Consider the following 11,297-nt stretch of genomic DNA (forward strand, 5'->3'; position numbering starts at 1 on the left):
ACCATACTATGGTCATAGGAGCGGATCTTGTCATCGTCAGTCTAGAGCAATGAATGCTCGGCTTTTTTAAGCTTTGTCGTCCAAAGGAATTTGATAATATGTCGAAAATAAAGACACATGAGATGCTCATCCCCTCTTCAATGATGGATGGATGGCAGCGCATTGTGAATTTACTCGCTGAAATTTTAAACGTTCCGAGCGCATTAATCATGCGTGCTAGCCAGCAAAAACTCGAAATATTCTGTAAAAATACCAACGTCGACAACCCCTATCAAACCGGACATAAAGAACCCTTAGGACAAGGTCTGTACTGTGAAACTGTGATGCAAACACAGCAGGAACTATTGGTCCCGAATGCTTTAGCCGATAAAAAATGGATGCATAATCCAGATGTACCACTGGGCATGATTGCCTATTGTGGCATCCCATTAAAGTGGCCGAATGGTGATATGTTTGGCACCATTTGCGTACTCGATAGCAAGGAGAACCATTTTAGCCCCACCTATCGGCAGTTACTGGAAAGTTTTCGCGATACCATTGAATCCCAGCTCACCACCTTATACCAACAAGTAAGACTTCAGCAGCTCAATGATGAGCTTCAGCTTCGCGTCGATAACCGAACACAAGATCTTGCTGATCTCAACTACTCGCTCACGCAAGAGATCGATAAACGCCGCGCCGCAGAACAACAGATTCAATATCAAAAGTGGCATGACATCAGCACAGGTTTTTTAAATCGCAACGCACTTGAACTGGAACTCAAAAATAGCCTTTTACAAGCAACAAAACAGCACACCGAAGTTGCCGCCATTCATATTGGTTTCACTAATGCTCGTCATATTCAATCTCACTTTGGCTACCGAGCATGGGATCAAGTCATCGCTCGATATCGTGAGCGATTAGGCCGCTGCGATAAAATTGAAATATTGACCGCTCGACCCACGTCGACAGATTTAGTCTTGATCGTCAAAACAAAACTATTAGCGCGTCACCTGGAAAAGTTGTGCCATAAATTGGTCGAAATCGGTCATTCTGAATTTAAGCTCGATGACCATAATGTTCATCTTCATTCCTATATTGGTATTGCAACGAGTTTAGACACTGACAATGCTATAGAACTGCTCAAACAAGCTTCTGCTGCCATGGTCTCTTGCAAAGATTCCGGTCATAAGTTTTGCTATCACTCGCAAGTGTTCAGTGACTCACTCCGGCAAATCAACCAATTAGAAAGCTACTTATTACGAGCAGTGCGCAACGATGAGCTCATGCTCTATTTTCAACCTAAGGTCTCTCCAACCACTCATCGCTGGACGGGGGCAGAAGCGCTACTACGTTGGCGCCATCCCGTATTGGGCGATATATCCAATGAAACCTTAATTCACATGGCCGAACAAAATGGACTGATTTTTGAAGTGGGTAACTTTGTCCTGCGATCGGCCATCGAAAAAACGAGCCAATGGGCAAAACAGGTCGATAATTTCAAAATGGCCATTAACGTTTCAGCCGTCCAATTGAAGAATGCCCAATTCGCAGACCAAGTTCGTGAGCTACTGAACACCTACCAACTTCCAGCTCGGTACTTAGAGTTGGAAGTAACAGAAAGCTGTTTGATTGCGGATGAAGTGGTGGCTCGCAACACACTGCGAATTCTACACCAACTAGGTGTGACGTTGTCACTTGATGATTTCGGCACGGGCTACGCCTCTTTCAGCTATTTGAAAAAATTTCCCTTCGATTGCATAAAAATAGATAAAAGCTTTGTACATCAATTGGATCAAAGTGAGGAAGATAAAGAAATTGTTCGCTCAATCATTCACGTTGCCAAAAAATTAAAGCTGAAAGTGATCCTCGAAGGGATTGAAAATCAAAGCCAAGAAGACTTTATCATCAGTGAAGGGTGTGAGTTTGGCCAAGGCTATTTCTATGGTAAACCGATGCCTTGTGACGAGTTTGAGGCTGGGCTGCTGAACCAAAATTATGCATACCCTGTCGAGACAAAGGTTTTGTAGGATAAAGGAATCCCTTATCATGTCTTTACTCTCAGTGTGGCGGTTCCTATAATCGCCGCCTTTCCTTTCCAAACGAGCGATATCGAGATGGATTTATTAACATCAATTCTCAAAAAGCTAGAAAAACAGAACTACCGCGCCTATCAGCAGATCAAAGGTCAATACGAATTTGGTGATTTCACCTTGCATATCGATCATATCCAAGCGGACCCTTACGCTTCTGCATCTCGCTTTCGCGCTACTCGAGCATGGTCTCTGACCGGTCTGGAATGGTTAAAAGAGAAATCACCTGCTTATCAAATGGCTGCAAGAGATTTTATCGCTCGTAGTTTTGCGGAGTTTGCTAAGCAAGAGAACCATATTGCCATCGCATTGACGGGCCAAACGGTGCTTGATAGTACAGCTGTTCTCTTTACGGAGCATGGTATTGAGCTTCGTTTTCGCATCAATTTACCCGCTGAAGGTCGTGACATTCTGGCCAAGAAAGCGCTCAACATCATCACCTTCTACCTGCCAAAATTCATTCGCCGGGCCACCATTGAACGTGAACTGGATAAAGATGCCCTACTTGAGCATTGCGCTGTGATCGAAGATCAAGAAGCAATGCGTGCACAACTGGCACAGCACAATCTGGTTGCTTTTGTGGCCAATGGCAGCGTATTACCTCGCTTGGCAGGTAACTGTGATCTGCCGATGAAAGACGCCGTTACTTTCCAAGCCCCCACATCGCTAGAAGTCGAGCTTGAGACACCAAACCAAGGCAAAATTAAAGGACTCGGTATCCCCAAAGGTATAACCCTTATCGTCGGCGGTGGTTTTCACGGTAAATCGACTTTGTTAACGGCGATTGAGCGTTCAATTTACAACCATATTCCCGGCGATGGCCGTGAGCGAATTGTTACGGATCATCAAGCCATGAAAATTCGCGCTGAAGATGGCCGTTGCGTACATAATTTAAATTTGTCCAACTACATCAATCACCTACCTATGGGTAAAGAAACCTCCGATTTCAGCACTCAAGATGCGTCCGGTTCAACATCGCAAGCAGCGTGGTTACAAGAATCCATTGAATCTGGCGCTAGTACATTACTGATTGATGAAGATACTTCCGCCACCAACTTCATGATCCGTGATGAGCGTATGCAAGCGCTGGTTAGTAAAGGTGATGAGCCCATTACACCATTGGTTGATCGTATCGGGCAACTTCGCGATGATTTGGATATCTCGACACTGATCGTTATGGGGGGATCCGGTGATTACTTAGATGTCGCCGATACTGTCATCCAGATGCATGACTACCACGCCGTTGATGTGACTAACAAAGCTAAAGAAGTCATCAAACAGCATCCAACTGCTCGTCACAACGAGTGTGAAACGCCACTGGCTATTTTCCCAGGACGCGCTGTGAATCGCACTGCGCTGCAAAAATTACTGGTTGATGGTAAATTCCGAGTCTCTGCCAAAGGCGTTGATTCGCTTCGCTTTGGCAAAGAATTTACGGATTTAAATGCGTTAGAACAATTGGAGTCACCTTCTGAAGTCAATGCGATTGGCTGGACTTGGTTCCAGTTTGCGCAGACTCCGGGGTGGTCAGCGCAACCAAGCAAAGAGATGATGGCTTTATTAGCAGGAACATGGCACCAAAATATGCCAAACCACGGTGATTTGGCGAAACCACGTGTCATCGATGTGATGGCGGCGTTGAACCGTATGCGCAAGTCGCAATTTAAAAACCACCAGTAAAGATTAACTCCCCTACAACAAAAGCAAAAAGAAGCGAGAGATCGCTTCTTTTTTACTTCAGTACCTTATTGCTTCAGTACATTACAGGTAGTTAGCTTAGGTATGCCTTACAGTGCCAGTTGACCTTATTCGGCGAACATCTTGTCTAGAGTTTAAGGTTTGGGCTTTAACTATTTTGCCGCAAAATATTCCATGCTTCACACAACACTCGAAACGTTTCAGCATTGCCATTGTCTCTATCTGGATGCCACTTTAGTGCCAACTTGCGCCATGTTTTCCGGATTTCAATTTGCGTCGCTTCCACTGGTAATTTAAACAGCCTCAATGCTTGAAGACGATTCATATTAAGGTTACTCGTTCCACCCATTGCTTTACGGTAACGAGTCCAAAATTCGTTCAACAAGCGGCGCACTTCTCCTTCATCAGCCTCATAATTTTTCCACTGAGTGTAATAATCACGCAATGGATCATCTGGGTCGATTTCGCAACTAACGGCACGATGCGCAGGCATTAGTACAATGTCCATTGCTGATACTTGTAACCACTTTTCAGGGTAAAGCGTCTCTTGAAGCTGATAGAGCGCGTTCATGATCAAAAAATTACGCTTAAAGAGGTCTTTTTCAGGTGCGCTATCAAGTACAGGCATGAATCCCTGTTCACTTAAATGTGCCGCTAACGTATGGACTTTCCAACCGGAAGGCTGTTTACGCAACACCTCCAACATTGGCCAAAGCAGCGGATTTTCCATGTAAGATTGAAACTGAGCGGTAAGTTCTAAGCTTTCAGACATACTTTCGGGCCTACTTTGGGACATAGTCTCGACGTTCATATTAAGGTTCTCTCTTCATTCAAATCCAATATCGCTTTTTTGTCGAGTTTCTTACCGCATATTATCTTGGCTTTTTGAACTAGAGTCCGTTTATCACACGCACTATCTATCAATACATAAAAAGAGAAAGATCGAGTTGTTGCATGATCTTCTCCACCTTGCTGATCTCTTTGCTAAGACGATGCGAAAATCAATCACAAAACGAAGGTAGATACACACATCTCAAACACAAATTTCTACGTCTATAAGATACAGAATTCAACAAAATTGAACATCGTGCAAAATAGTGGCACTATCCATCGGTATTTTGTGATAGGAAAAAACATGTCTCTCAACTTCTCACGCACGCTTTTATTTTTGACGGCGATCTACGGTGTACTCTTTCTATTTTCAGCGATCGCGCCGGTTTCTCGTGCTGTCTGGTTAGCAGAAATCATCCCTGCGCTAGGGATCTTAGCACTCGTCTATTGGGCTTCAACAAAACTACGCTTTAGCTCAACGGCTTATATTCTGATGTTTGTGTGGCTTAGTTTGCATACCATTGGGGCTAAATATACATTTGCAGATGTTCCGTTTGCTTGGTTCAACGAACTGATCGGATCATCTCGTAATAATTTTGATCGCGTCGCTCATTTCTCAATTGGCTTTTATGCCTACCCTATCGCTGAATATTTAATTAGAAAGCAGCTCTCTAAACCGCTAATTGCCTCATTGTTCGGGCTTTTCTCTATCATGAGTATCGCAGCAGGTTACGAAATTATTGAATGGTGGTATGCCTCAATCGCGGGTGGTGATGAGGGAATCGCTTTTCTGGGTTCACAAGGCGACATTTGGGATGCACAAAAAGACATGTTATGCGACACCCTTGGGGCAATGACGGCTCTTTGCCTATTATGGTTTAGGCCAAAATCAAACATTCCTTACAGTGAAGTATGAAATGCCTCTAATTTTTGGAACTAAGGTAAATATTACCGAGAGCAAGTTTTGATTAGTGTTTATTCTGTGAGTACGGAGAACATGACTCTCCCTTTTTGCTGCTGAGAATTGATTATGAAAAATATAAATAAAACACTTGAAAAAATAGACTGCTGTCCACTTTGTCAACATGACGAATACTTTATTTCCACAAACAATGAAAAGTTTATCTGCGCACAATGTGGTTTTAAAACCGACCACTTACAAAGCGTCCAGCAAATGATTGGTGTACACACAGCGCTAATCAGTCATAAACACATTCATTGCTTGGCCAACAATGTGCATTGAGCCATGGTTTAAGCTCGAGTAATGTGTCGATAACAACGACATTAGGCGCTTGAGAAAAACCCTGTGGGTTAAGAGGTGCTAGCTGAACGGTTGGTACCTCTGCATTGATACCCGCTTCAACCCCTTTTGCTGAATCATCCACATAAATACATTCTTGCAAAAGAAATCCCATATTCATCGCACAATAACGAATCAAATCAGGTTCAGGCTTCCAGCTATTCGCATCAAAGGCTGAAAAAATGCGTCCTTCAAACAAAGGGAGCAAACCGCTCCGTTGTAATATTGATGATATTTTTTCTTTAGGTGCATTAGAGGTGACACAGTATTCAATACCCTGCTGGCGTAAATACTCAAGTAGTTCTATCGCACCATCCATGGGTGAAAGATATTGCTGGAAGAGCTCATTAACTTTTTCCCGATAAAGGTTCTCTAAAAGATCAAGATCGGCGTTAATATTCGTATGTTCAAGCGCCTGAAACAGTATGTCCGCAATCTTCCCACCTTCAAAATGGTTACTCACTTGCGCAAAAGTAAGGTGGGCTCCTAGTTGGTTCAATACATTGACTAGCGCTTCGCAGCACAAACGCTCACTATCAACTAAAGTACCTTCACAGTCGAAAATAATACATTTTATTTTTTTCTCAGTCATAAACACTTCCTTCATCCAATACTTAATTTTAACCGCTGGGTGAATGTATAAAATGATTGAGTTAACAGAATGAAACGAAGATAAGAGTTGATATGCATAACTTATAGCCACATCACTCTTTGATACTCAATGGGGCGTATTTAGCCGGCTCGGTAATAGCTTGTCGTATCGGGATACAAATTACGGATTTGGATAAAATCATCCAAATGATTAAGCAACAAATTGACTAAAGTAGGGTCAAACTGAAAACCGCATTCACGTTCAAATAAACTTACTACATTCTCAAGCGGCCACGCTTCTTTATAACAACGCTCACTTAGCAAAGCATCGAACACATCCGCTATCGCAGTAATGCGAGCAAATATATGAATGTCTGTGCCTTTTTTCTGATTAGGATAACCTTTACCATCCCAACGCTCATGGTGTTCATGCGCGACAATCGCAGCTAATTTAGTTATATCACCTTCGCTTGTATTGAGGATGTTATAACCAGCGGTAGTGTGAGTCTGCATGATTTCCCACTCATCTGGTGTTAATTTTCTAGGCTTATCCAAAATCGACTCTGGAATCGCAATTTTTCCCACATCGTGCATTGGGCTGATGATCTCGATCATTTCTACCTCGCGCTGCGTTAACCCGCACAAACGAGCCAGCAGCGCAGAGAGCCTTGCTACCCGCTTAACATGATTACCCGTTTCACCAGAGCGCGTTTCTATTGCTTCTCCAAGTAAATGAATCATTTCCCGCTGTACGGCTAATGTACGCTCTTGCAATACCACTATTTTACGGTTTTTGACACCAAGCTCTCTTTTTTGTCTGAGGGTCACCCCTTGCATAACAATCACAACCAGCAAACAGAGAATAATAAAGCTAGCCGCGAGTAACACTTTCCAATGCTGTTCAAAATAAGAGAGAGGACGATTAAGAACCAACACATCCTGTGGCAAGGCTTTCATGTCAATCTGATGTCGCTGCATGGCTTGGTAATCAAAAACCGCTCTTGTACTGCTGATTTGCATGTCAACTGTGGAGGCCAAATCTAATGATACAAATTGGTTTAACGCCATCAAGATATCTTTTCCCAGTTGCTCAGAACGATTAACATACCCTCCAACGATACCATCACGAATATAAAACTCCCACAGTACAAAAATGGGGGCAGCGCTAGCTTGTGCTAGGCGGTAGGAAATCTCTTGATAAGTATGGTAAACACCTTGATTTGTCTCTGTATTAAAGTGCGATAGCAGTACCGCATCATCAGGGAAAATCTGGAATAGCACCTTTTCTGCTTCAGCCAAAGTGATGGAGTTAATATCGATAAACTCGATACCTTTTAAAAGATCCGTAGCCAGCACTTCATCGACTTTTTTTCGGATCAATTGCGAAGTATGACTTTGATCTGATAAATAATAGATTTTCTTGAGTTTTGGCCGTAATGATTTGATTAAATGGAAGTTTTCTATGATAGCTTCAGATTCATAAATAATTTTATTGTACTTAGTCATGTCATCGAGTGTGGCACTTTTGTCGTTGATGCCAACCGCAACCATAGGCGTATCTGGTTTAAATAGGCTTGAGAGCCCTTTAGTGAACTTTAACGCATTGTCATCGGTAATAATAACCGCATCGAATGGATAATCACGATATTTAACGTGGAGGTATTTTTTGGCCTCCTCAAGATACTCTTGGCTATAAATTCTTTTTGTATCAAGGTATTCAATGGAGAGCTTAATCGGTGTTTTGCTGCTCTTAACTACAGCATCAATGCCCTTTTGAAATTCATATGTCCATTGATAAGATGATTCGTATGAATGCAGCACAAGAATATTTTTAGGCTCCCAGCGAGTTGACTTAGCAGGAAACGACAAAAACAGCGCATAACAGACCATAGCAGTCCAACTAAGCCAATATGTTATTTGCTGTTTATTCATACATAGCTCTCCGTGCAGGCTAAAATTAATACCAAACCAGGCGCTATAGTACCAATTTCATCAGGACAAGCTACTGTTCTATAAAAACATTACCATTGCACTCATGATTAGCACGCCATTTTGCGAGCAACAACCGCGTGAATACATCTTCACCTCCAAATGCATTTTTATCCAGAGTAACGATGTCGGAGATGAGTATCTCATGTGAAGTGGAGGTGACGATACCAGCAGCCACAGGCTCCCCGTTTTGAAAACCTAAGTAAAGCTCGCAAGGTGCTGAATAAATGATTTGGGTAAAGAATTCGATAACTTTTGATTGATCGTTTTTATCGCTCCATAAGCTTGCTTGCAACAGAGCAAACCATATTGTCATCCGATGAAAATCAACCAAATAAACCTCTTCGAGCAACGATAGGTTAGGCTCCTCAGTGAGCTCAATAAAAGGGCGAGAACTGCGTTGAACAACCGCTTTTTGGTAGAGATCTCGACCTTGTAAGCTCTCCTCTGTTGGAAATTCGACATTCACTTGGTCAAATAGCCATTGGTTTTTAATGGCGGCAACGTCAGGTTGGTTAATCATTGTTATTTACTTCTTCTTCTAATTGTTGCAAGCAGGATACTGACCAGATCGATATGCGACAAGCCATTACTCACATTATCCTCATCTAAACTGCAGATATGCTGGCCAAAACATCAACATAACAGCCTATATCATTCTCCTTTGATGCTGCTATCATGTGCAGAAAGATGGATAAATGGATTATAGACATGAACAAGAAACTCATCACCACCGCATTCATACTTAGCTTTGGTTTAGTTGGCTGCGATAGCAATGAAGTTGGCGATGTATCGCTCGGATTTTTCACGCTTAAAGACGTAAAAATCGAAAATCTAAGTGATGATATTGTGACTGGTGTTACGTGCCATATTGCTTCAATTGAGGCTAATTTGAGTCTTTCTGATCCAAGTGATAGCTCAATCTCGTGTCGTCAGACTGGTGACATTACGCCAGAGATGATTGCAAAAATTGATAAGAGCAAATCAGGCGAAATCGTGTTTAAGAAGTCAAAAAGCATTTTCTTCAAGTCAATGAAAGTCAGACGTATCTACGATGCAGAAAATCAAACCCTGATCTACTTGTCTTATACTACCAAAGAAACAGATGGTAGCTTCAAGCACAGCCTATCGACCGTACCGCTTTGGGGGACTAAGGCTTATAGTACGGACATAACGCTCACTAAATAGCCACTAACGCCTCGGCGATCTAGATTTAGCTCACTTTTTTATGTAATAAAAATGAAAGGAACCTTTCACATCCGTGATATGATACGGGAAATTTTCAATTCTCATTTTTCAACATGAAGTTTCCTGGACAGCGTAAATCTAAGCACTATTTTCCGACTCATGCTCGTGACCCTCTCGTCAATCAAATTCAACAAACGGCTATGCTCCACCGCCCAACAGTGGTCGGTGTTGGGCAAACCATTGTTGATATTGAAGCCCGTGTAGACAATGAGTTCTTAGAGAAACATCAATTGAGTAAAGGTCACTCACTGGTGCTCGAAGAGAGCAAAGCCGATGCGCTCTATGAAGAGCTAGTCGAACGAGGTTTAATTACTCACCAATACCCGGGAGATACGATTGGCAACACACTGCACAACTACTCTGTGTTGGCCGATAGCAAATCCGTTTTGCTCGGCGTGATGTCCAAAAATATTGAAGTCGGCTCATACAGCTATCGTTATTTGTGTAGAACCTCATCGCGCATGAACCTAAACCATCTTCAAACTGTCGATGGTCCTATCGGGCGTTGCTACACCCTAATTTCTGATGATGGAGAGCGCACCTTCGCCATTAATGAAGGGCATATGAATAAACTTCGCCCTGATAGTGTTCCTGAAGAGGTTTTTGAAAAAGCTTCCGCTTTAGTTGTTTCTTCTTACTTAATGCGTGGAAAACCGGAAGATCCAATGCCACTTGCGGTCAAACGCGCTATTGAGATCGCTAAATCCAAGCACATTCCAGTGGTGTTAACCCTAGGCACTAAGTATGTAATTGAAGGTAATGCGAAGTGGTGGCAAGACTACATCAAAGAAAACATCACAGTCGTCGCCATGAATGAAGAAGAAGGTGAAGCGTTAACTGGTGAGAAAGATCCACTGCTTGCGGCTAACAAAGCACTCGAATGGGTAGATTTAATCCTCTGCACCGCGGGGCCCGTGGGTCTTTATATGGCTAGCTACACCGATGAAAGCGCAAAGCGCGAAACTGAATTACCTCTCCTACCGGGTAATATTGCTGAATTTAACAAGTACGAATTTAGCCGTGCGATGCGAAAACAAGACTGCCTCAACCCAATAAAAGTGTATTCACACATTGGCCCTTACTTGGGTGGCCCATTGGAAATCAAAAACACTAACGGAGCGGGAGACGGAGCGCTATCGGCTTTATTGCACGATATGGCCGCGAATAGTTATCATCAACGCAATGTTCCAAACTCTGCCAAACATGATGTGCCGTACCTCACTTACTCTTCGTTATCTCAGATCTGCAAATATGCAAACCGTGTCAGCTACGAAGTACTCACACAGCACTCTCCTCGTTTATCGCGAGCATTACCAGAACGTGAAGATAGCCTAGAAGAAGCGTATTGGGATCGTTAAATCGTATGACTTCTACATGAATAAAAGCGACAATTTGTCGCTTTTATTCTTTCCACAACGAATAAACCGCACGATGCGATCCTACGTTATTTAAGTCTCACCATTTCGTTTCAGAAATAACAACTTCCGTGAAATAAACTGATAACTTGTGCCTAATTGATGAATCAATAGTTTTATAATTGAGACATCTTAGTACAAGCGTTATAGTAC

10 protein-coding genes are annotated in these 11,297 nt (G+C 42.6%); 6 read left to right on the top strand and 4 right to left on the bottom strand.

Annotation, left to right across the window (positions count from 1 at the left end):
• Window positions 1-98 precede the first annotated feature (98 nt).
• Both B9J87_RS13550 and B9J87_RS13555 read left to right on the top strand, forming a co-directional pair.
• Entirely contained in the window at window positions 99-2,009 is a 1,911-nt protein-coding gene (locus tag B9J87_RS13550) for a sensor domain-containing phosphodiesterase (RefSeq protein WP_094151194.1), read from the top strand.
• An 87-nt stretch (window positions 2,010-2,096) separates the two neighbouring features.
• Window positions 2,097-3,752, top strand: a complete 1,656-nt coding sequence (locus B9J87_RS13555) for an ABC-ATPase domain-containing protein (RefSeq protein WP_094124662.1) — start codon at window positions 2,097-2,099, stop codon at window positions 3,750-3,752.
• Between the two features lie 166 nt (window positions 3,753-3,918).
• On the opposite strand, the gene B9J87_RS13560 is transcribed toward B9J87_RS13555, so the two are convergent.
• Window positions 3,919-4,581 carry a DNA-J related domain-containing protein gene (locus B9J87_RS13560; protein WP_013867958.1) on the bottom strand — a complete coding sequence of 221 codons (663 nt, stop codon included), beginning with the start codon at window positions 4,579-4,581 and terminating at the stop codon, window positions 3,919-3,921.
• Window positions 4,582-4,848: 267 nt separating this feature from the next.
• On the opposite strand from B9J87_RS13560, the gene B9J87_RS13565 reads away from it, so the two are divergent.
• The gene (locus B9J87_RS13565; protein WP_094151196.1) at window positions 4,849-5,517 is read left to right on the top strand and encodes a DUF2238 domain-containing protein; all 669 of its coding nucleotides are present in this window, start codon (window positions 4,849-4,851) and stop codon (window positions 5,515-5,517) included.
• A gap of 114 nt (window positions 5,518-5,631) precedes the next feature.
• Window positions 5,632-5,844 (top strand): hypothetical protein, encoded by a 213-nt coding sequence (locus B9J87_RS17990; RefSeq protein WP_010318303.1) that lies wholly within the window; start codon window positions 5,632-5,634, stop codon window positions 5,842-5,844.
• Here B9J87_RS17990 and B9J87_RS13575 read toward each other — a convergent pair.
• The 3 genes from B9J87_RS13575 to B9J87_RS13585 all read right to left on the bottom strand — a co-directional run bounded on the left by B9J87_RS13575 (window position 5,801) and on the right by B9J87_RS13585 (window position 9,004).
• Window positions 5,801-6,493, bottom strand: coding sequence for an HAD family hydrolase (locus tag B9J87_RS13575; RefSeq protein ID WP_026029073.1), 693 nt, complete (start codon window positions 6,491-6,493; stop codon window positions 5,801-5,803). The two genes, B9J87_RS17990 and B9J87_RS13575, sit on opposite strands and share 44 nt — an antisense overlap.
• A 140-nt stretch (window positions 6,494-6,633) precedes the next feature.
• Window positions 6,634-8,424, bottom strand: coding sequence for an HD domain-containing phosphohydrolase (locus B9J87_RS13580; RefSeq protein WP_094151199.1), 1,791 nt, complete (start codon window positions 8,422-8,424; stop codon window positions 6,634-6,636).
• 70 nt (window positions 8,425-8,494) lie between these two features.
• Window positions 8,495-9,004, bottom strand: a complete 510-nt coding sequence (locus tag B9J87_RS13585; protein ID WP_013867962.1) for a hypothetical protein — start codon at window positions 9,002-9,004, stop codon at window positions 8,495-8,497.
• Window positions 9,005-9,192: 188 nt separating this feature from the next.
• On the opposite strand from B9J87_RS13585, the gene B9J87_RS13590 reads away from it, so the two are divergent.
• The gene (locus B9J87_RS13590; protein WP_026028212.1) at window positions 9,193-9,669 is read left to right on the top strand and encodes a CreA family protein; all 477 of its coding nucleotides are present in this window, start codon (window positions 9,193-9,195) and stop codon (window positions 9,667-9,669) included.
• A gap of 113 nt (window positions 9,670-9,782) precedes the next feature.
• Window positions 9,783-11,087, top strand: coding sequence for an inosine/guanosine kinase (locus B9J87_RS13595; protein ID WP_013867964.1), 1,305 nt, complete (start codon window positions 9,783-9,785; stop codon window positions 11,085-11,087).
• Window positions 11,088-11,297 lie beyond the last annotated feature (210 nt).

Source organism: Vibrio sp. V19_P1S1T109 (assembly GCF_002241375.1).
Taxonomy (GTDB): Bacteria; Pseudomonadota; Gammaproteobacteria; order Enterobacterales; family Vibrionaceae; genus Vibrio; species Vibrio anguillarum.

What these genes read in the sequence shown, in the direction of transcription:
- B9J87_RS13585 (WP_013867962.1), bottom strand. Translation starts at nt 9,004, where the DNA reads ATGATTAACCAACCTGACGTTGCCGCCATTAAAAACCAATGGCTATTT.
- B9J87_RS13595 (WP_013867964.1), top strand. Translation starts at nt 9,783, where the DNA reads ATGAAGTTTCCTGGACAGCGTAAATCTAAGCACTATTTTCCGACTCAT.
- B9J87_RS13580 (WP_094151199.1), bottom strand. Translation starts at nt 8,424, where the DNA reads ATGAATAAACAGCAAATAACATATTGGCTTAGTTGGACTGCTATGGTC.
- B9J87_RS17990 (WP_010318303.1), top strand. Translation starts at nt 5,632, where the DNA reads ATGAAAAATATAAATAAAACACTTGAAAAAATAGACTGCTGTCCACTT.
- B9J87_RS13575 (WP_026029073.1), bottom strand. Translation starts at nt 6,493, where the DNA reads ATGACTGAGAAAAAAATAAAATGTATTATTTTCGACTGTGAAGGTACT.
- B9J87_RS13560 (WP_013867958.1), bottom strand. Translation starts at nt 4,581, where the DNA reads ATGAACGTCGAGACTATGTCCCAAAGTAGGCCCGAAAGTATGTCTGAA.
- B9J87_RS13555 (WP_094124662.1), top strand. Translation starts at nt 2,097, where the DNA reads ATGGATTTATTAACATCAATTCTCAAAAAGCTAGAAAAACAGAACTAC.
- B9J87_RS13590 (WP_026028212.1), top strand. Translation starts at nt 9,193, where the DNA reads ATGAACAAGAAACTCATCACCACCGCATTCATACTTAGCTTTGGTTTA.
- B9J87_RS13550 (WP_094151194.1), top strand. Translation starts at nt 99, where the DNA reads ATGTCGAAAATAAAGACACATGAGATGCTCATCCCCTCTTCAATGATG.